Source organism: Motiliproteus coralliicola (genome assembly GCF_003345655.1).
Taxonomy (GTDB): Bacteria; Pseudomonadota; Gammaproteobacteria; order Pseudomonadales; family Balneatricaceae; genus Motiliproteus; species Motiliproteus coralliicola.
This window is the reverse complement of sequence record NZ_QQOH01000001.1, coordinates 828753-848892: the sequence shown is the minus strand read 5'-3', so window position 1 is coordinate 848892 and position 20140 is coordinate 828753. Positions and strand designations below refer to the sequence as shown.

The following is a 20140-nucleotide window of genomic DNA, read 5'->3' as shown; positions in this document are numbered from 1 at the left end:
CCGACAGGGGCCTTCCGATCATTGCGGGTCACCGCTATGTCTGAGTGTTTGATCAATGGCCGGCCCAGTGCGGTTGTCGGTGTTACGGACCGTGGCTTCAGTTACGGCGATGGTCTGTTTGAAACACTGAGATTTTCCGGCGGCCGACCACTCCTATTTGAACGTCATCTGCAGCGTATGCAGCAGGGGCTGCAGCGGTTGTCCATTCTCGAAGCGGGTTTGTTGGAGCAGCTTCGGGCCGATGTAGATCAGATGTGTCGCGGCCAGTCCGAAGGTTTGCTGAAGATTCAGGTTAGCCGGGGCGAGGGCGGTCGTGGCTATCGGGGCCAGGTCGACCAAGGCCCGACCCGAGTAGTGCAGCGCTTTCCCGCTCCTGTTTATCCTGGCCACTGGTTTGAAAACGGTGCAGAGCTGTTCCGATGCCAGACTCGGCTTGGGCTCTGCCCCCAGCTGGCGGGGATCAAACACATGAATCGGCTGGAGCAGGTCTTGGCTCGCAGTGAGTGGCATGACCAGTTTCCGGAAGGTATCGTCTGCGACCTGGATGGCTATGTCGTCGAAGGCACCATGAGCAATCTATTTATGATCCGAAATGGTGTGCTATTTACTCCAAAACTGGATCGTTGCGGTGTCGCCGGCATCGTTCGCTCGGTCATTATGGATGCCGCCGAGGGTGCTGGTGTTGAACTCCACGAAACTCGTATCCGATATGAACAGTTGGCCGAGGCGGATGGGCTGTTTATGACTAATACCGGCTTTGGTGTTTTACCGGTCAAAAGCATTGCTGATCAGCGCTACCCATTGCATCCATTGACCGACCTGGCCAGCCAATGGCTTGAGGAGGCCCGTCGTTGCGAATCCTGAAGATGGTTTCTATTGGGGTGGCATTGATTGCACTGGTTGTCGCAATAGCCGCCTATGTCGGCAGTCACAAAGTTACCAGTCTGGCTCAGCAGCCACTGAAGATAACTCAATCGACCAGCCTGCTGGTCGAACCCGGTACATCCTTTAACGCTCTGCTCGACAAGCTTAGCCAGCAGCAGGTGATCGACGAGCCTTTGCTCTTCAAACTCCATGCCCGCCAACAAAAGCTGGCCCACCGAATCAAGGCCGGGGAGTACCTGCTTGAGCCGGGGCTGACACACGATGGCCTGTTGCAGTTGTTGGTCCAGGGTAAAGTTCGAAGCTACCAGGTAACGCTGGTAGAGGGGCAGCGGGTCAGCGACTTTATTGCCAGGCTGCAGGCGCATCCGCAAATTAAGAAAACCCTCGATTTCGACGATCCGCTACAGTTGGCGAAACAGTTGCAGATCGAGGGCAGTGCCGAAGGCTGGATCTATCCGGATACCTACCAGTTTACCCGCGGCACCAGTGATCTTGAGTTGCTGAAAAGAGCCTATCAGCGCATGCAGCAAATTCTGGAGCAGGAGTGGGCGGCCAAGCAGGACAAGTTGCCGATCAAAACCCCTTACGAAGCCTTGATTCTGGCCTCGATTGTCGAGAAAGAGACCGGGGCCGCGTTCGAGCGTCCTGAAATCGCCGGCGTCTTCAGCCGTCGATTGATAAAGGGGATGCGCCTGCAGACCGATCCGACCGTGATTTACGGCATGGGCGAGCGCTACCAGGGCAATATCACCCGAGCCGATCTCAAGCGCAAAACCCCCTATAACACCTACGTCATTAAAGGGCTGCCTCCTACCCCGATAGCAAACCCCGGCCGTGAAGCAATTAACGCGGTTTTGCATCCGGCTGACGGTAAGAGTCTGTATTTCGTGGCCAAGGGGGATGGGACCCACCAGTTCTCGGCAACCCTGGCTGAGCACAATAAAGCAGTGTACAAATATCAACGACGGGGCCGGCGCAGCGACTATCGCTCATCGCCACCGCCTTCGTCGTCGAACAGTGGCAACGGCTGAGCAGATACCTATGGAAGGAAAATTTATCACCCTCGAAGGCGGTGAAGGCGTTGGTAAGAGTACCAATCTGGAGCATCTGCGTAATCTGCTCGAACAGCAGGGTATCGACTATATCGAAACCCGTGAGCCCGGTGGTACGCCACTGGCTGAAGAGCTGCGGGCGCTACTGCTGGCTGAGCGGGAAGAGCCGGTTAGTAGCGACTGTGAACTGTTGCTAATGTTTGCGGCCAGGGCTCAGCATCTATCCCAAACTATTCTGCCGGCCTTGGCTCGAGGGCAGTGGGTGCTTTGCGATCGCTTTACCGACGCCACCTTTGCCTACCAGGGTGGCGGTCGTGGTTTGGATTGGCAGCGGATTGAAACACTCGAGCAGTTGGTCCAGGGTGAACTTCGTCCTGACCTGACCCTGCTGCTGGACGTGCCGGTTGAAGTCGGTATGGCGCGTGCCCGCGGAAGGGGTGAGCTGGATCGGTTCGAGCAGGAGCAGCAGAGCTTCTTCGAAAAGGTCCGCGCCGCCTACCTGCGTCGCGCTGAGGCCGAGCCGGGACGTTTCCGTGTTATCGATGCTGGCCTGTCTCTGGATCAGGTGCAGCAACAGATTACTGACGTGATGGCGGAGTTCTTCCGTGGTTGACGCTGTCACGAACTCCGCAGCTGAGAGTCAGCTGTTGTCACCGCTGCCTTGGCAACAATCGCTCTGGGCAAGATTGCTGGATCAACACCAGCAAAATCGTTTGCCCCACGCATTGCTGATCTGCGCTGCCGCTGGCATGGGAAAAGAGCAGTTGGCCATCGCCCTTGGCCAGTATCTGCTTTGTCAGCAACCCGAAAATGGTCAGGCCTGTGGTCATTGTAAAAGCTGCCTGTTGAGCGATCAGGGCACCCATCCCGATCTTGTCCGTATCGCCCCCGACGATGTGGGTAAACCGATCAAGGTCGATCAGATCCGGGCGCTGGTGGAGACCATCACCCGATCTGCCCAGCAAGGTGGCTATCGGGTGGTCGTGTTGGGACCCGCCGAAGAGATGAACGTCAATGCAGCTAACGCGCTGCTAAAGGTGTTGGAAGAGCCGGGCGACCAAACCCTGTTTGCCCTCTATAGTCATCGCCCCGGACGGGTGATGGCGACCATCCGCAGTCGTTGTCAAAGTCTCTCATTGCCCGTGCCGGATACTGATGCCGCCTGTGACTGGCTGCGTCAGCAAGCGGGATTCGATGGTGAGCCGCTGGAGCAACTGCGCCTGGCTGGTGGCGCCCCGATGGCCGCGCTTGCCCAGGCATTGGAAGGGCAGGATGAACAGCGTAAAACGCTGTACCAGACACTGAAACTGATCGCTACCCAGCAGCTTGGGCCGACTCAGGGCAGTGAAAAACTGGCCAAGCTGTCACTGGCAGCGGTATTGGATTGGTGGCTGGCGTTGGTGCAGGATACCCTAAGGTATCGGCTGACCGATGATGCGGATGGGATCAATACGCTGACCGCTCAAAAACTGATCATTGGCCTGAGTCGCCGAGTCAATGAGCAACAGATGTTTGAATTCGCTGATAGAATACAGCAATATCGTGTAAATCTAATGAGCCGTAACAATCCCAACGAACGGCTGCTGTTGGAAGATCTGTTGATCCGTTGGGGTAACCTGACTAATCGCCGTTAAGGCGGTCAGACACACGAGAGTGATCGATGTCCGCAAGTCCACGCGCTAGCCATGGGATTCTATCCCTGACCATCAAGTCTAAAGAAGACCTGTACCGCAGTTATATGCCGTTCATCAAAAATGGTGGTCTGTTTGTGCCTACGCCTCGTGACTACCAGCTGGGCGAAGAGGTCTTCATGCTGCTCGACCTGATGGAAGAACCGGACAAATTGCCGGTCAGCGGTAAGGTTATCTGGGTCACACCAAGGGGTGCCCAGGGTGGTAAGCAGGCGGGTATCGGTATTCAGCTCAGTGCCGATGACAATACCCTGTTGGGTAAGATTGAAACCTATCTGGCCGGTGCTCTCGGATCGGGCCGTTTGACCCACACGATGTGATTCAGCGCTCGGCGAATTGAATACAGTCATCTACGGCTAGACTCCGTTTATCTATTTCTTTGCATTGCATATCTTGCGATGCATCAGTGTTGGAAATTCCTCCCATGTTGATCGACTCCCATTGCCATCTGGATCGTTTGGATCTGAAAGCTTATGACGGTGCACTTGAGCCGGTGATGCAGCAGGCAGCCGAGCAGGGTGTAACAGGTCTTATCTGTGTCGGTACGGATATGGCCCGCTGGCAATCGATGATGGATCTGATCAAACCGTACCCGCAGGTGCTGGCATCGGTTGGGGTTCACCCGCTCAGCGACGAGATTGACCAGATCGATGGCGACACCCTCATTAAAGCAGCTAAGACACCCAAGGTTGTTGCCATTGGTGAAACCGGACTGGATTACCACTATCGCGGTGAAACCGCAGAATCACAGCAGCGCAGTTTTGAGCTCCACCTTGAAGTGGCTAAAGCATGCGATAAGCCGGTTATCGTCCATACCCGGGCAGCGCAACAGGATACTCTGCGGATTCTCGAGCGAGGCTTAGGACCGGTCGGCGGTGTGATGCACTGTTTCACCGAGTCACTGGAGATGGCTCAGCAGGCGCTGGAGATGGGTATGTACATCTCCTTCTCCGGTATCATCACCTTCCGTAATGCTGCGGATCTGCGTGAGGTGGTACGTCAGGTACCATTGGACAAGCTCCTGGTCGAGACCGATGCGCCCTATTTGACCCCGGTTCCGCACCGTGGCCGCCCCAACGAGCCGTGCTTTGTTAAGGAGGTGGCCCAGTGTGTCGCCGATATCAAAGGGCTACACTTTGATCAGGTCGTGGAGCAGACAGGCGCTAATTTCAACCAGCTGTTCCAGCAGGCTTAACCGCACACAATCACAACCCTTATCTCGGGAGGCGCCGTGTACCCGAACTATATCGAACCGTTGTTTCGACCACCCAGTGAAGCCCGCTCGCTGATTATCCAGGTAACCAACGGCTGCAGCTACAACCAGTGTTCGTTCTGCGAAATGTACACCGCGCCTCAGAAGAAATTCCGGCCCAAGCCGGAGCCTGAGTTGATGGCCGAGATCGAACAACTGGGCCGAAGTTATCCGCAGACACGGCGGATCTTCCTCGCCGATGGCGATGCGATGGTGCTGTCCGGGCGGCGATTGTTGGCAATTCTGCAACAGCTTCGCCGCAGCTTCAGTGAGCTGCAGCGGGTAACGGCCTACTGCTTACCGAGAAATCTCAACAACAAGACCGATGCCGAACTGGCTGCCCTGCAGCGAGAAGGACTTGATATGCTGTATGTCGGCGCCGAATCCGGTGACGATACCGTGCTGGCCAAGGTCGACAAAGGCGAAACCTTTGAGACCACCAAGGTTGCGCTTAATCGGCTCGCCGAGGCGGGTATACGCCGTTCGGTGATGATCTTGAATGGCCTGGGTGGGCGGCTCTATAGCCAGCAGCATGCGCTGAATTCGGCCCGTCTGGCCAATGCGACCCAGCCCGAATACCTGTCGACGCTGGTGGTCAGCTTCCCAACCGGCGAAGATCGCTTTCGAGAAGCCTTCGGTGGCGACTATGAGCCCTTGAGTCAAATCGAGTTGTTTTACGAGATGAAACAACTGATCGGCGAGTTGGAGCTGAATAAAACGGTTTTTCGCAGTGATCATGCCTCCAATTATCTGGTGCTCAAAGGCATTCTTGGGCGAGATAAGGCCAAGATGCTGGACCAGATTAACCAGGCGATTCATCAACCGGGCCGGGTGCCGTTGCGGCCGGAGTGGGCCCGGGGGTTGTAAAGGGTTCGGTGCAAACAGCGATGGGAGATTTTGATTTGAAACAGGGCAGTTTTGATAGTGAGGCGATCAGTCGGCAGGTGGATCTTAACTCCGACAGTCTTCCCCCGGTCAATGATTGGCACCCCGAGTTGAGCGGTGATATCGATATCTTTATCAACCGCCGCGGTGAATGGTTCCATGAGGGCGGCCGCTTCGAGCGAGAAGCCCTGGTGAAACTGTTTGCCTCGATCCTACGTTGCGAAGGAAAAGAGTACTTCTTGGTTACGCCGGTGGAGAAATGGCGCCTGCGAGTCGAGGATGCTCCGTTCGTTATCACCCAGATGGAGCTTCAGGGCGACGGTGACGGGCAGCGATTGGTCTTTGAAACCAACTTGGGAGAGCGCTTCGAAGTCGATGGACAACACCCGCTCTGGGTAGAACAGGACGCGCAGGGAGAGGAGTTAACACCCTATGTTAGGGTGCGGGACGAGCTCAATGCGCTGCTGTCGCGACCGGTCTACTACCAGCTGGCGGAGCTGGCGCAAGAGGCTGATATCGATGGCAAGAACCATATCGGTGTTTACAGTCACGGGCAGTTTTATTCCTTGATGACCGACGGCGCAGAGGGTTAACAGGGTATGGTCGAGCAGCTTCAGCTTCAAACCCGCGGGCAGGGCTTGTACGAATTTACCGATCAACTACAGGGCTTGGTTAGCCGTAGCGGCGTTGAGGAGGGGCTTTGCAGCCTGTTGATTCAGCATACTAGCGCCAGCCTGACGATTCAGGAAAATGCCGACCCCAGTGCCCGTCATGATCTGGAGCACTGGATTAACCGTCTGGTGCCCGAGCGAGACCCGCTCTATACCCATACCCTGGAAGGCGATGACGATATGCCGGCTCATATCAAGGCGGCACTGACGGCTACCAGCCTATCGATTCCGATCAGCAATGGCCGGTTGATGTTAGGTACCTGGCAGGGCGTGTTTTGCTGGGAGCACCGCCACGGCGGTCATCGACGCTCTATTGCGGTGCATATCGGGCGCTAAGCCGACAGCAGCAAGACGGAATGGGCGCACCCTTTCCCTGCGGGGTTCAAGGTGCGCTATCGGACGTGGTTGGCGAGCTAGTAGCTGGGCTCGTCGTCTTCGATCATTCGGTTCAGATCGAGCAGGATGATCAGCTCATCGTTGTGGTAGCTGACACCCTGAATGAATTTGGTGCTTTCGTCGGTGCCGACGTTGGGCGCGCGTTCGATCTGCGACTGGCGTAGGTAGATCACTTCGGCGACCGAATCCACCAGCATTCCTACTACCTGGTCTTCCAGCTCGATAACCACGATACGGCTGTCGTCGGTCGGGTCGCACTGGCCCAGACCAAACAGGGTGCGGGTATCGATGACGGTGATGACGTTACCGCGCAGGTTGATGATGCCGACAATGTAGTGGGCTGATCCGGGAACCGGGGCGATCTCGGTCAATCGCAGCACTTCTTTGACCTGCATGACGTCGATGCCATATAGCTCCTCCGCCAATAGGAAGGTTGCCCATTGCATTTGTGGATCGTTACTGCTGTCCTGATCTACCAGTACGCTTTCACCGGCCATATCGATACTCCATGGAATCTGTTCGGCAAAGAATGTTGAACCACCGGGCCCTAGTCATTTCGGTAGGGGGCTAGCCAGTCTAGACCGGCCAAGGTGGATTGTTTGGGATTGTATTCCAGCGCCACCCGGCCCGTATACCCCAAACGGTCAAGTTCGGCCAACAGCGCGGGGTAGTCAATCTCACCGGTGCCGGGTTCGTGACGGCCTGGGTGGTCCGCCAGCTGAATATGACCGATCTTAGGCAGTAGTTGGGCCAGTCGCTCTAATACTGGTCCTTCCATCCGGTGCATATGGTACAGATCGTACTGCAGGCGGACATTGTCCTGCCCAATACGTTCGATCAATTCTAACGCTAGAGAGGAATTGTTGATCAGGAAACCGGGAATATCGAAGCTGTTGATCGCTTCAATGTTCAACTGAATACCCTGATGGTCAAGCTTGATGGCGGCGTAGCGACAACGCTCGGCCATGATTTCAAGGGCTGCGTCAGCGCTCAACGTAGCGGGGCGAATGCCGGCCAGGCAGTTGATCTGACGGCAGCCTGTCGCAATAGCATATGCCAGCGCCTGCTCCACACCGTCTCTGAACTCCTGATCCCGCTCCGGCAGGCAGGCGATACCGCGTTCTCCTGCCTGCCAATCCCCAGCCGGCAGGTTGATCAATACCAGTTGCTGCTTAGCCGAATGCAGCTGCTGTTGTAGTTCAGCGGCGCTGAGCGAGTAGGGGAACTGGATCTCCACGGCATCGAATCCGGCATCGGCTGCCGCTTGAAAGCGTTGTTCCAGAGGGTGCTCGGTAAACAGTAAGCTCAGGTTGGCGCAGAATTTTGGCATCGAAGGCTTTCTCTCGGGGCGTCAGATAAACCGGAGCTGGCGGTCGAGTCAGGCCAGCTTGGGATGTTGATTCAGCAGGTGCTGGAACAAGCCGCTATGGTCGAGTTCTTCTAGCCCCTCATCGATCATCGCCTGGTATTCGGTCAGGGTTTGTTCCGACAGGGGCAGCTGTAACCCCTGCTGCCGTGCTTCGGTAACGATGGTGCGCATATCTTTGAGTTGCACCCGTGCCCGGGCGCCGGGCTTGAAATCGCGATCGATCATGCGCTGGCCATGAAGTTCGAGAATTCGACTGGCAGCAAATCCGCCACTCAGTGCCGCTTTGACGGCTGCGGGATCGGCACCACCAGCTTCGGCAAGCAGCAAGGCTTCGGACACAGCGCCAATGGTGATCCCGACAATCGCCTGATTGGCGAGTTTGGCCAGTTGGCCGGTGCCGCAGGGACCCACATGGTGAGGAGTGCCCAGTACTTCAAAAATCGGCTTGGCCCGCTCAAAGTCGGCAGCGCTGCCTCCGGCCATGATCGATAAGCTGGCTTGTTCGGCGCCCACCGTGCCGCCCGAGACCGGTGCATCCAGGTAGTGTAACTGGCACTGTTGCAGCTGTTCTGCGTGCTGGCGAGCCAGTTCTGGTGCGATCGAACTCATATCGACGAACAGCGTACCCGCATTAGCCTGCTGGAACGCCTTGGTCTGGTATAGCAGCTGATCAACCACCGGTCCGGTTTCGAGCATGGTGATAACGATGTCGGCGTCGCTGATCGCGTGCTCGACGCTGTCGCAAACCTGTGCGCCCAGCTCCTGAAGTGGCAAGGTCTTGGCAGCAGTCCGGTTCCAGACCAGGACCGGATAGCCAGCCTGGAGCAAATTTGTGGCCATGGGCAGGCCCATTAAACCGATCCCGATGAAGGCGATACGGGTTGATGGGGTTTTAATCGTCTTGGGAGATGGCATCGCGTCGGTTATCACATCGGCTGAGGTTATCGGGTTGTCGGGCTAGGCCTATGGCTATGGCTATGGGTTTAGAGACAGTTGGTAGGCTTGGGGAGGCCGGCAATTTTGCTGGCGACCTTGGCCGGGCTGCCCGGGAATAGTCGCATCAGGTGCATGCTGTTTCCTTTTTCCGTACCGAGCTGGTTTTTAACCTGTTTGACCAGAATTCGCATCGCCGGTGAAAGCTCAAACTCTTGATAAAAAGCACGCAGTAACTCAATGATTTCCCAGTGCTCTTGGGTAAGTTCTAGCCCTTCGTTTTGGGCCAGTTGTTCGGCCACTTCGGGTGACCAGTCGTCGAGCTGGCGGAGAAAGCCTTCGGCGTCCAGTTCGATCGGTTGTTCGTTGATTAAGATCTGCGGCATCATTCAATCACCTCAGTACCAGCTCTGAACCCGATCGCACTTCATAGTTAGCTCAACGAAACCGTTGTCGTCGACCAGATCGAAACGCTCACTCAGCAGTGGGCGCAAGCCGCGAGCGTCCACATCAGGTTGCAGAACGGTGCAGCTGATCTCATCGGGGAGCTGGTCCAGCAGCGCTTGGTGCGCGGTTGTTGCGCCGTAGACACCGTCTTCGATCAGCAGTAGTACGGCGGGTGGGCGAATCAGTTGCAGGCAGTCTTCCAGGCAGCGGGACTGAGTCGGTGAACTATTGACGGTATGTAAAACCATGGGCCTACCTTAAAAACTGAGGATGTGACGATGCTGATGGAACAGGTTGGCGGCTTGTTCGTCATCCAGTACCTCAACCTCAACTACCAGCTGCTCCGGCTTCATCCCGCGCTGTTCTAGGTCCCGGGAACGGACATAAAGGCGCTCGATATCGTACATCGCTAGCGCCGGGACAGTTTTGCTCAAATCTTTGGCTGGTAGTTGACCGGGCTGTTGGTCGGATTGGAGTAGATAGATGCCGTCATTGAGAAACAGCAGACTAAGCGGGACTTCGAAGGCTGCTGCCGTTAACGCGGCGTCGAGCCCCTCACGTGCATTTAATCCACCGTAGGGGCCGTGGCGTAGCACCAGTAACAGATCGGCAATTTGGCTCATGCGCGACCTCCAAAAGTAATGACGCGGTCCGCACCGATGCTGGCATCGACCAGTTGACCCAGGCCGGACAGTTCAAACCCATCGGCCAGGTTATCGGCTGTATGCTCGTAGCGCTTGGCTTCGCGCTCGTCCATCACCCCCCGTCGAACCGCGGCGGCGATACAGACGATCAGCTCAACATCATGGTCTGAGGCGAGTTGCTGCCAGCGTTGAGTCAGGTTGGTCTCATCCTGGGGAGGGTGGGTCAGACGGTTGGCTGTCAGTACCGACTCGCCGTAGAAAAACACCCGCAATACGTCGACACCCTGGTGAAGCGCCGCCTCGGTAAAACGAAGTGCGGTGGCGGCTGCCTGGCTCGAACTGGGTGAGCCATTAACAACGATGGCGAATTTCATAATCGGGACCTTGCATCAAACGGTGACACGACTGTACCCATTTCAGCGCAAAAGAAAACCTTTATACCGCAGAATAGCCCTTTCCACTCCGATCATCTGCATTGGCGTAGCGGGTTCTGTGGGTGTGATGGAACGACAGCTATAAAAAAGCCCCCGGGATCAGAGATCGCGGGGGCCTGGACCGGGGAGGAGATGAATTAGTCGTCGCCACCCATGATGCCTAGCAGTTGCAGCAAGTTGATGAACAGGTTGAAGATCGCAAGGTACAGACCTGCAGCCGCCATCACATAGTTGGTGTAGACGCCGTTCACGATGTTGCTGGTGTCGTACAGGATGATGCCGCACATCAGCAGCACGATAACCGCAGACAGGGCCAGGTTCATCGCGCTGACATCAACGCCGAACATCGGCAGTACCAGCATGGCGATGATGCTGAGAATAACGACCATCATACCGGCAGCCAGGAAGCCGCCCATAAAGCTGAAGTCCTTGCGGGTGGTCAGCACGTAGCCGGACAGCCCCAGGAAGGTGATCGCGGTGATGCCCATCGCGGTCATGATCAGCTCGCCACCATTGGGCAGGCCAAGGTAAGCATTCAGAATCGGACCCAGGGCAAAGCCGAGCATACCGGTGAACAGGAAGGTTACCGGTAGTGCCGCTGCACTGTTCTGTACTTTGGGCAGGACAAACCAGGTGATAACGATCGAACCGATTAAGCAGACCATCGAAACGATGCTGGGCGGGTTAACGATCATGGAAACCGCAGCCATTACTGCGCTGAACACCAGTGTCATGGCCAGCAACAGATAGGTGTTGCGGATAAGTTTGTTAGTCGCCAGGATCGACTGTTCCGAGCGAGCAACCGTGGTGTCGGTCATGTTCATAAGGGTTCCTTAACGCATTTAAAAATTGTTATCAGCACCAAGCGGGCTTAGGTAAATGGACCACAGCTGGCGCAATTAGTTGCGAATTTATAGCAAGCTTGTCGTTACCTTGCCAGTCCAAACCGGGCTTTTTACCGATAAGTCGAGTCCAACCCTTTTCGCGACTCAAGTGGAGGGCTACCATAGCCGCTTTCTGCCATTGGTGACGTACTCTTGAACGAGCAACTCGATATTCTGTACCTCGATGATGACATTGTCGTGATCGATAAACCCTCCGGGTTGCTGGTGCATCGGAGTCCGATCGATCGTCGCGAGCGCCGTTTCGCGTTGCAGTTGCTCAGGGATCAGCTTGGTCAGCGGGTTTATCCGGCCCACCGGCTCGACAAACCGACTTCCGGATTGTTGGTGTTCGGGCTTCACTCCGACGCGGCTTCTCGACTACAGCAGCAGTTCCGCGATCGTCGGATCAGCAAAACCTACCATGCCGTTGTGCGTGGGTATCTGGACGATGCAGGTCGAATCGACTCACCGTTGAGCGATAAGCGCGAAGCGATAGAGAAGGGTGGTAGTGATCAGGTCCGTCCGCCCCAGTCGGCGCTGACCGAATTCCGCACCGTCGATCGCGTTGAGCTGCCTATCCCGCTCGGGCGCTACAGCAGCAGTCGATACTCGTGGGTCGAGCTCAAACCGCATACCGGTCGCAAGCATCAACTACGTCGCCATATGAAACAGAGTGCCCACCACATTATTGGCGATACCCGTTATGGTGACGGCAAACATAATCAACTGTTTCGTGATCAATTCGATAATCGCCGACTGCTACTGTTTGCCACTCAGCTGTGCTTTGAACACCCCTTTGAAACGGGGCGCTGGTTGCAGCTGGACGCCCGGGTACCTGCTGAATTGCAGCCCCTGTTCGATGCGTTGAGCTGGTCCCGACTGGATCGACACGGTGTCAGCGATATCGACCCACCTGAACAATTCCTGGCCGAACCTTCCGAGGAGCGGTCGTCTGATATTGGCAATAGCCCCTAGAGACACGACTATGCGAGACCCTTACCAGAAGAATGAATCTGCTGCCAGCATCCGTCCGCGACTGGACGATAGCAAGCCCCTGTTGATCGGCGTGATCGGCGCGATGGAGGAAGAAGTTACCTTTCTTCGTGATCAGCTCGAAGAGCGTCAGGATCTGACCCTGGCCGGTTACGAATTCCATCGCGGCGTGCTGGCGGGTCAGCAGGTGGTGCTGCTTAAATCCGGCATCGGCAAGGTTAATGCGGCGATCGGCACCACCATCATGCTCGAGCGTTACGCTCCGGATTGCATCATCAATACCGGCTCGGCCGGAGGCTTTGCTGCCGATCTTGAGATCGGTGATGTGGTGATCTCGTCCGAGGTCCGTCAGCATGATTTCGATCTGACCATCTTCGGCTACGAGCACGGCCAGGTACCGAACATGCCGCCGGCCTGGAGTCCGGACCCGGTGCTGGTGGATATTGCTCAGAACAGCCTCGAAACCGTCCATAATGTACAGATCGCCCACGGACTGATCGCCACCGGAGATGCCTTTATGGCCGATCCTGCCAAAGTCGATGAGGCACGGCAGAAATTCCCGCAGATGCTGGCCGTGGAGATGGAGGCCGGGGCCATCGCCCAGACCTGCTATCGCTTCGAGGTGCCTTTTATCATTATCCGGGCGTTGTCGGATATCGCCGGGAAAGAGTCAGGCATCTCGTTCGATCAGTTCCTGGAGCAGGCTGGGGTACATTCCGCCCATATGGTTATTGAAATGGCCCGTGAGTTGGGCGAACTTCACCAGCAACACTAATTCAGCAAGAGATAAATTATGATCAGCTCCTTCCACCCGCCCGAGCGCACCCTGATGGGCCCTGGTCCGTCCGATGTCAGTCCTCGAGTTCTGGCTGCGCTGGCTCGTCCGACCATCGGTCACCTGGATCCGGAATTTATCCGGATGATGGATGAGATCAAGCAGCTACTGCAGTATGCCTTCAACACCCAGAACGAACTGACCATGCCAGTTTCCGCCCCGGGCTCAGCCGGTATGGAGGCCTGCTTTGTCAACCTGGTCGAGCCGGGTGACAAGGTGATCGTGTGCCAGAACGGCGTGTTCGGCGGTCGTATGGCCGAGAACGTGCGTCGTTTCGGTGGCGAGGTGATCCTGGTTGAAGATGAGTGGGGGCAGCCGGTTGATCTGAATAAGGTCGAGTCTGCCTTCAAAGCCAATAACGGCGTTAAAGCGCTGGCGTTTGTGCATGCGGAAACCTCGACCGGCGTTCGTTCCGATGCGGCGGCGTTGGCCAAGTTGGCCCGGGATAACGGTGCGCTGACCATCATGGATGCAGTCACTAGCCTGGGCGGTATCGAGGTTGATCTGGATGGCTGGGGTATCGATGCGGTCTATTCCGGTACCCAGAAGTGCCTGTCAGCCCCTCCGGGAATTTCACCGGTTAGTTTCAGCGAGAGGGCAGTCGCCCAGGTTCGCGATCGCCAAAGCACGGTGCCGAGCTGGTTCCTGGATAAAAACCTGGTGATGGGGTACTGGGGAGAGGGCACCAAGCGCGCTTATCACCATACCGCGCCGGTTAATGCACTCTATGCCCTGCATGAGAGCCTGCTGATGCTCAAGCAGGAAGGCTTGGAGCAAGCCTGGGCGCGCCATGATCATTACCATCAGGCGCTGAAGGCGGGCCTGGAAGCGATGGGGCTGTCGCTGTTGGTGGATGAGGCCTACCGTTTGCCACAGCTCAACACGGTGACTATTCCCGACGGTGTCGATGAAGCTCGGGTTCGCAGCCGGTTGCTGAGTCAGTACAGCCTGGAGATCGGCGCCGGCTTGGGTGCGTTGGCCGGCAAAGTCTGGCGGATCGGCCTGATGGGCCATGGCTGCAATTCACGCAACGTATTGCTGTGCCTTGGGGCGCTGGAGAGTGCGCTGATTGCCGAAGGCGTCAAGCTGGAGTCCGGTGCAGCCACCGCTGCTGCTGCCGCTGTGATGGCTTGATCATCGGCAGGGCCGAACCAATAACAACAGTCGGTTAAGCCGGCGAACTAAAACAAAGAGAATCACTATGGCAAAACAGAAAGTCGCCTTTTTGGGCTTAGGGGTTATGGGTTACCCGATGGCGGGGCACCTAGCCAGCGCCGGCTACGAAGTCTGTGTCTATAACCGCACAGCGACCAAGGCCGAAGCCTGGGTGAAGCAGCATGGTGGAACGCTTGGCGCTACACCGGCAGAGGCGGTTAAGGATGCCGAACTGGTGTTCGCCTGTGTTGGCAACGATGACGATCTGCGCCAGATCTGTATCGGCGAGCAGGGTGCTTTTGAGGCCATGTCCAGTGGTTCTATCTTTGTTGATCACACCACGGCTTCAGCCCAGGTGGCTCGCGAGCTGTATCAGGTTGCCAATGACAAAGGCCTGGGCTTTTTGGATGCGCCGGTTTCCGGTGGCCAGGCCGGTGCCGAGAACGGCGTGTTGACGGTGATGGTCGGTGGCGATTCCGATGTTTACGCCCGGGCCGAGAAGGCCATCGACAGCTTTGCCCGTGCTTGTCGCCTGATGGGTGAGTCGGGCTCAGGCCAGTTGACCAAAATGGTCAACCAGATCTGTATCGCCGGGTTGGTGCAGGGTTTGGCCGAAGGGATCCATTTTGCCAAGCGTGCCGGTCTCGATGCGGCAGCTGTGGTCGATGTGATCTCCAAAGGGGCGGCACAGTCCTGGCAGATGGAAAACCGTTATCGGACCATGATCGACGACGAGTTCGATTTCGGCTTTGCGGTGGATTGGATGCGCAAGGATTTAGGCATTGTGCTGGACGAGTCCCGCAGTAATGGGGCGCAACTACCGGTTACTGCGCTGGTGGATCAATTTTACGCCGATGTTCAGGAACTGGGCGGCGGCCGCTGGGATACCTCAAGTCTGATCAAACGTCTCAAACACTGAGGCTAGCCAGGGATCGGGCACCAGTACGCCCCGATCCCGTTCCCTCCAGCCCTGTTTTCCCAACTGAAGGCGGGCACACATCAGCGGCTGTTGGGCCAGCTGGAGCTGATTTCTAAACCCTTCGATATCGGTCTGCGACGCCAGCTGTTGCGCTTCGTCCTGATGGAGTACGGCCATCCACTGGCGGCGCTGCAGCGGTACCAGTCGGGTTCCGGTCTCGGTGTGCGTCAGCTCTTGCCAAGCAGAAATCGGCTGCCACCAGCCTCGAAGGTGTTGTCGGTTGATCCCACTCGGCGACTTGAGTTGCTGCTTGTGGCCGTCTTCAGGCGCAAATTCCGACAGCGGATAAAACAGCCGCCCCTTGATCAGCCCGACCTTTGGTCCGACCTGGCTCCCTAGTGCTTTGAGCTGGTTGCGGGCCACCGGGTGCTGGCTCAGATTGAGCTGCTGGTCGACCAGCTTGTTGTATTTGTGCTGCAGTACGTCGTTGCGGTTGAGTCCCAGCCAGTGCCGCTGCCCGTGTCGATCATCGATGCCCAGATAAAACTTCAGGCTCAGCTCCAGATGCAGTAGTGCGGATTCACCGCGGGGACGGAGCAGAAAATCGTACTCTCCATAGGTATGCCCCGCGGCCCTGACCGGCAGCCCGTAATGGCACTCTTCCAGGGCTAGAAAATGACGCAGAAAGAAGTCGATCAGGGTTTCGAAATAGACCCCCAGCCGATGGCTTCGTTGTTGTGCTAGAGCCAGTTCCAGCGGGGCAGGCTGTTGCTGCAGGCGCCATAACCAGGCATCCAGCGCTGCCGCACTGGGATTGAGTGGTGATGGAGTGGTGCCGGGTTGAAAAAGCGCCGGCGAGATCAGTGTCCAGGCCAGGTCCCGTACGCCGGGATGGTTGAGTCGGGCTATCGGGGTGTGTCGTTGACGCGGTGTGGCGCCAAACAGCGATGGCCCCTGATAACCCGAGGCGTGCATGCTGCGGCCTATCAGGCGTCGGTCAGCAGGTTTTTGATCATCGCCTTCACCTGCCGGGTATCAAAAGGCTTGTTGCACACCGCATTGACGCCGGATTGGCGCACGCCGGTCAGGCGGGTTTCGTTCTGTTCGGAAGTGACCAGCAGTATCGGAACGTAGGGCTGGTTGGATTCGTTGCGAACATACTGAGTCAGCTGCTCGCCGTCCATTTCCGGCATGTTGAAGTCGGTGAAGATCAGGTCAAAGGAGTGCTGGTCCAGTTGATCAATCGCCTCCTGGCCGTTGTGGGCGCGAACCACGTTGCCGATGCCGATATTCTCCAGCGCCCGGCTGATATGTTTGAGTGAGAATTCACTATCGTCGACGACCAGGATGCTCAGCTGATCGGCTTCGTAGTCTTCAAGCTCCAGTTCGGTGGGGTCGACAAATTCAAGCGTTGCCTGAAGTGCCTTATTTAAATCGCTGACTTGAAAGGGCTTTGGCAGGATGGCGACGGAACCTGCCTGGCGGATAGGGTCGAGGACGTCCATTCGCTGCTCGCTGGATATCAGCATGTAGGGAATGCCTTCCAGAGCCGGATCGGTGCGCATCTGGCTGACCAGTTCGATACCGCTGCCGTCAGGAAGGTACATGGCGCTGATAACCAGGTCCGGGGTGTAGCGCCCCATAAACTCCAGTGCCTGCTGGATCGTTTCTGCGGTATCCAGCTGTCGGCAGCCCAGCTCCTTCAGCTCGGACAGAATAATCTTTTGCTGAAAATGTGAGGGTTCCACAACCAGGATCGCAAGCTCGTCCGTACTGATCATTGCCATCGGTAACCACCTGAAATTCTATGCTTTTACTTAGGTACGACTGTTAAGCAGAAAGTAATGATGGACGCTTGTGATAAGATGTTCAATCGCTCGCGGCCCGTCGCTGACTTATCCGGAGTGGCGTTGCCGGATCAAGGGCCGACACAGGCATCTCCGCTAATAGTAGGTCAGCCGGGCGAATACATCTGCATAAGGCCCAATTCGTCAATGCAGGAGCTTAAGCTGTCGGCTCGGCAGCGTGCAAGTTGATAACACCGTTAACTGATCGATGTCATGAACCCCACAGTCCCTACCTTCGATAGCCGCCAATTTCTCAGTCATACCACCCAGCGACCCGGGGTCTACCAGATGTATGACGCCGACGGTGCGATCTTGTATGTCGGTAAGGCCAAGAATCTGAAAAAGCGGTTGTCGAGCTATTTCCGAACCAGTGGGCTGGCGGTTAAGACCCAGGCGCTGGTCCAGCGCATCGCATCGATCGAACTGACCGTCACCGGCAGCGAAACCGAAGCGCTGTTGCTGGAACAGAACCTGATCAAGAAGCAGCGCCCGCCCTACAATATTCTGCTGCGTGACGATAAATCCTACCCCTATATCTTCATCTCCAATGCCCATCAATACCCGGCGATCCAGTTCCAGCGCGGGCGCAAACGCAAGCAGGGGCGTTACTTCGGCCCTTTCCCCAGCGGTGGGGCGGTGCGTGAAAGTCTCAATCTACTGCAGAAGATCTTCCGAATCCGACAGTGCGAGGAATCGTTTTTCAAAAACCGTTCACGGCCCTGTCTGCAGCATCAGATCAATCGCTGCAGCGCGCCTTGTGTCGAGCAGATCAGCCCTGAACGCTACGCCGAGGATATCCGCCATGCGATGATGTTCCTGGAAGGCAAGAACCGCACCGTGAATAAGGAACTGGCCGAACAGATGGAGCAGGCGGCCAGCGCACTGGAGTTCGAGCGGGCCGCCATGCTCCGGGATCAGATCATCAGCCTGCAGCAGGTGCAGGAGCAGCAGCGGATCAGCGGTGAGGGTGGCGATGCAGACGTGCTGGCCTGCTGTATCAAAGCGGGCTATGCCAGCATTCATCAGCTGTTTGTGAAGGGCGGTCGCGTGGTCGGCAGCAAGAGTCACTACCCGAAACTGCGGTTGGAAACCGAGCCGGAAGAGCTTCTCACCAGCTTTATCGGTCAATACTATCTGGGCACGGATGAGCGTGCCGTGCCGCCGCTGCTGATCCTGAGCCATTCGCTGAGCGATCAGGATGTACTGGAGACGGCGCTGTCGACCAAGGCCGACAATAAAATCTGTCTGAGTCACAGTGTCCGCGGTCAGCGTAAAGGCTGGTTGGATCTGGCTCGGGTCAACGCAGAGCAGCAGCTGGACAGCTATATCTCCAGCCGTCAGGATATCTACAAGCGTCTGATCGAGTTGCAGGAGCTACTGGAGCTGGAGTCACCGCCGGCGCGGATGGAGTGTTTCGATATCAGTCATACCTTCGGTGAGGCGACAGTCGCATCCTGTGTGGTCTTTGATCAGCAGGGGCCCCGCAAGAGTGATTATCGACGCTTTAATATTCAGACCACCGCCGAGGGTGATGACTACCGTGCCATGCACGAGGCACTGACCCGGCGCTACCAAAAACTCAAAAGTAGCGGCGCCTTGCTGCCCGAGTTGCTGGTGATCGACGGCGGTAAGGGGCAGGTCAATCAGGCGCTGGCGGTGCTGGAGGAGCTGCAGATTACCGAGATCGAAGTGATCGGCATCGCCAAGGGGGTCACCCGTAAAGCCGGATTTGAAACCCTGATTACCCAGCGGGGCGAGCGCGAGCGTTCGCTCGATTCCGGCAGCGGGGCGCTGCATCTGCTGCAGCATATCCGTGATGAGGCTCACCGATTTGCCATTACCGGGCATCGGGCAAGGCGGGGTAAGGCCCGTGGACGCTCGATCCTGGAAGAGTTGCCGGGTATCGGCCCCAAGCGACGTCAAGCACTACTAAAGCACTTTGGCGGGTTGCAGGAAATCGAGCGTGCCAGTGTTGAAGAAATTGCAAAAGTCTCTACCATTAGCCGCTCGATGGCTGAAGAGATCTATAGCCACCTACATCAGCAATAGTAAGCCCACAACAATCGGCCGCCGAGGTGATCCAGGCTCCAATGAACATCCCGAATATCCTCACCTCGCTACGTATCCTGCTGATTCCTTGTCTCGTGATTGTCTATTACCTGCCGTACAAGTGGAGTTATTTGGCTGCGGCGTCGATCTTTGCCCTGGCGGCGATTACCGATTGGTTCGACGGTTACCTGGCCCGAAAGCTGAATCAGTCCACCGCCTTCGGTGCTTTTTTGGATCCGGTCGCCGACAAGCTGATGGTGGCTGTTGCTTTAATCATGCTGGTTGAAACCTACGCGGATATCTACGTCACGCTGCCGGCTGCGATTATCGTCGGACGCGAGATCGTAATCTCGGCACTGCGGGAGTGGATGGCGGAGTTGGGTAAACGCGCCAGCGTTGCGGTATCGATGATCGGCAAGATCAAGACCGCGCTGCAGATGCTGTCAATCTTTGTGCTGCTGCTGGCTGAGCCGCATACCGAACTGGCCTATGTTGGCCTGGGTGCGCTCTATGGTGCCGCTGTGCTCACCCTGTGGTCGATGTGGATCTACCTGCGCGCGTCCTGGGACGACCTGGTCCAGGATATCTAAGCAGTCAGGCTTTCTGGTATCAGCGTCGGAGTAGGCCGAAGGGCCTAAGTTGTTGTCGTTCTGGTTGTTTTGTGAGCGTCATATCTGTCTGAATTTCGACCACTTTTTAGAAATTCATCAAAGTCGTAAAAGATCGTCACAAAGCGTGTTGACATGCCTGAAGCGACCTCTATAATACGCACCACCTTGAGCGCTGGCTCAAGTGTTTA

General features: G+C 56.7%; 25 protein-coding genes. 15 read left to right on the top strand and 10 right to left on the bottom strand.

Translation table 11 applies throughout. From position 1 onward, the window contains the following. The first annotated feature begins 36 nt into the window (after positions 1-36). The 9 genes from pabC to DV711_RS03750 all read left to right on the top strand — a co-directional run bounded on the left by pabC (position 37) and on the right by DV711_RS03750 (position 6772). A complete protein-coding gene (pabC, locus tag DV711_RS03790; RefSeq protein WP_114694304.1) occupies positions 37-864 on the top strand; it encodes an aminodeoxychorismate lyase in 828 nt (275 codons plus the stop codon). Further along, positions 852-1916 (top strand): endolytic transglycosylase MltG, encoded by a 1065-nt coding sequence (gene mltG, locus DV711_RS03785; protein WP_207802525.1) that lies wholly within the window; start codon positions 852-854, stop codon positions 1914-1916. The genes pabC and mltG overlap by 13 nt, the downstream gene beginning before the upstream one ends. Before the next feature lie 10 nt (positions 1917-1926). After that, positions 1927-2550, top strand: coding sequence for a dTMP kinase (gene tmk / locus DV711_RS03780; RefSeq protein WP_114694303.1), 624 nt, complete (start codon positions 1927-1929; stop codon positions 2548-2550). Beyond that, entirely contained in the window at positions 2543-3571 is a 1029-nt protein-coding gene (locus tag DV711_RS03775; RefSeq protein ID WP_114694302.1) for a DNA polymerase III subunit delta', read from the top strand. Before tmk ends, DV711_RS03775 begins: the two co-directional genes overlap by 8 nt. A gap of 26 nt (positions 3572-3597) precedes the next feature. Then, a complete protein-coding gene (locus DV711_RS03770; RefSeq protein ID WP_114694301.1) occupies positions 3598-3948 on the top strand; it encodes a PilZ domain-containing protein in 351 nt (116 codons plus the stop codon). 104 nt (positions 3949-4052) lie between these two features. Next, positions 4053-4823: a TatD family hydrolase gene (locus DV711_RS03765; RefSeq protein WP_114694300.1), complete on the top strand. Its 771-nt coding sequence runs from the start codon at positions 4053-4055 to the stop codon at positions 4821-4823. 36 nt (positions 4824-4859) lie between these two features. Then, a complete protein-coding gene (locus DV711_RS03760; RefSeq protein WP_114694299.1) occupies positions 4860-5747 on the top strand; it encodes a radical SAM protein in 888 nt (295 codons plus the stop codon). A 20-nt stretch (positions 5748-5767) separates the two neighbouring features. After that, on the top strand, positions 5768-6358 hold the full coding sequence (locus tag DV711_RS03755) for a DUF1285 domain-containing protein (RefSeq protein ID WP_114694298.1): 591 nt from the start codon (positions 5768-5770) through the stop codon (positions 6356-6358). Between the two features lie 6 nt (positions 6359-6364). Continuing rightward, positions 6365-6772 (top strand): secondary thiamine-phosphate synthase enzyme YjbQ, encoded by a 408-nt coding sequence (locus DV711_RS03750; protein ID WP_114694297.1) that lies wholly within the window; start codon positions 6365-6367, stop codon positions 6770-6772. A gap of 77 nt (positions 6773-6849) precedes the next feature. Here DV711_RS03750 and DV711_RS03745 read toward each other — a convergent pair whose 3' ends face one another. The 8 genes from DV711_RS03745 to DV711_RS03710 all read right to left on the bottom strand — a co-directional run bounded on the left by DV711_RS03745 (position 6850) and on the right by DV711_RS03710 (position 11483). After that, complete coding sequence (locus DV711_RS03745) at positions 6850-7329, bottom strand: chemotaxis protein CheW (RefSeq protein WP_114694296.1); 480 nt, start codon at positions 7327-7329, stop codon at positions 6850-6852. Positions 7330-7379: 50 nt separating this feature from the next. Next, a complete protein-coding gene (hyi, locus tag DV711_RS03740; RefSeq protein WP_114694295.1) occupies positions 7380-8162 on the bottom strand; it encodes a hydroxypyruvate isomerase in 783 nt (260 codons plus the stop codon). A 48-nt stretch (positions 8163-8210) separates the two neighbouring features. After that, positions 8211-9116 carry an NAD(P)-dependent oxidoreductase gene (locus tag DV711_RS03735; protein WP_114694294.1) on the bottom strand — a complete coding sequence of 302 codons (906 nt, stop codon included), beginning with the start codon at positions 9114-9116 and terminating at the stop codon, positions 8211-8213. 68 nt (positions 9117-9184) lie between these two features. Further along, a complete protein-coding gene (locus DV711_RS03730; RefSeq protein WP_114694906.1) occupies positions 9185-9520 on the bottom strand; it encodes a TusE/DsrC/DsvC family sulfur relay protein in 336 nt (111 codons plus the stop codon). 12 nt (positions 9521-9532) lie between these two features. Then, positions 9533-9829: a sulfurtransferase complex subunit TusB gene (gene tusB, locus DV711_RS03725; protein ID WP_114694293.1), complete on the bottom strand. Its 297-nt coding sequence runs from the start codon at positions 9827-9829 to the stop codon at positions 9533-9535. A gap of 9 nt (positions 9830-9838) precedes the next feature. Then, a complete protein-coding gene (gene tusC, locus DV711_RS03720; RefSeq protein WP_114694292.1) occupies positions 9839-10204 on the bottom strand; it encodes a sulfurtransferase complex subunit TusC in 366 nt (121 codons plus the stop codon). Then, a complete protein-coding gene (gene tusD, locus DV711_RS03715) occupies positions 10201-10599 on the bottom strand; it encodes a sulfurtransferase complex subunit TusD (RefSeq protein WP_114694291.1) in 399 nt (132 codons plus the stop codon). Before tusD ends, tusC begins: the two co-directional genes overlap by 4 nt. Positions 10600-10796: 197 nt before the next feature. Beyond that, on the bottom strand, positions 10797-11483 hold the full coding sequence (locus DV711_RS03710) for a Bax inhibitor-1 family protein (protein ID WP_114694290.1): 687 nt from the start codon (positions 11481-11483) through the stop codon (positions 10797-10799). Positions 11484-11696: 213 nt separating this feature from the next. Between DV711_RS03710 and DV711_RS03705 the strand changes: the two genes are divergently transcribed. The 4 genes from DV711_RS03705 (at position 11697) to DV711_RS03690 (ending at position 15445) form a co-directional block, all read left to right on the top strand. Then, positions 11697-12518, top strand: a complete 822-nt coding sequence (locus DV711_RS03705; RefSeq protein WP_114694289.1) for a pseudouridine synthase — start codon at positions 11697-11699, stop codon at positions 12516-12518. 10 nt (positions 12519-12528) lie between these two features. Beyond that, positions 12529-13311: a 5'-methylthioadenosine/S-adenosylhomocysteine nucleosidase gene (gene mtnN, locus DV711_RS03700; RefSeq protein WP_207802524.1), complete on the top strand. Its 783-nt coding sequence runs from the start codon at positions 12529-12531 to the stop codon at positions 13309-13311. Positions 13312-13329: 18 nt separating this feature from the next. Further along, complete coding sequence (locus DV711_RS03695; RefSeq protein ID WP_207802523.1) at positions 13330-14505, top strand: pyridoxal-phosphate-dependent aminotransferase family protein; 1176 nt, start codon at positions 13330-13332, stop codon at positions 14503-14505. A gap of 67 nt (positions 14506-14572) precedes the next feature. Beyond that, positions 14573-15445 carry an NAD(P)-dependent oxidoreductase gene (locus DV711_RS03690; RefSeq protein ID WP_114694287.1) on the top strand — a complete coding sequence of 291 codons (873 nt, stop codon included), beginning with the start codon at positions 14573-14575 and terminating at the stop codon, positions 15443-15445. Here the strand turns inward: DV711_RS03690 and DV711_RS03685 are convergent. Then, a complete protein-coding gene (locus DV711_RS03685; RefSeq protein ID WP_114694286.1) occupies positions 15416-16420 on the bottom strand; it encodes a DUF1853 family protein in 1005 nt (334 codons plus the stop codon). The two genes, DV711_RS03690 and DV711_RS03685, sit on opposite strands and share 30 nt — an antisense overlap. Positions 16421-16431: 11 nt before the next feature. Then, entirely contained in the window at positions 16432-17232 is an 801-nt protein-coding gene (locus tag DV711_RS03680) for a response regulator (RefSeq protein WP_114694285.1), read from the bottom strand. A gap of 273 nt (positions 17233-17505) precedes the next feature. Here DV711_RS03680 and uvrC point away from each other — a divergent pair, with 273 nt between their 5' ends. Then, a complete protein-coding gene (uvrC, locus tag DV711_RS03675; protein ID WP_114694284.1) occupies positions 17506-19341 on the top strand; it encodes an excinuclease ABC subunit UvrC in 1836 nt (611 codons plus the stop codon). 41 nt (positions 19342-19382) lie between these two features. Next, positions 19383-19931, top strand: a complete 549-nt coding sequence (pgsA, locus tag DV711_RS03670) for a CDP-diacylglycerol--glycerol-3-phosphate 3-phosphatidyltransferase (RefSeq protein ID WP_114694283.1) — start codon at positions 19383-19385, stop codon at positions 19929-19931. Positions 19932-20140 lie beyond the last annotated feature (209 nt).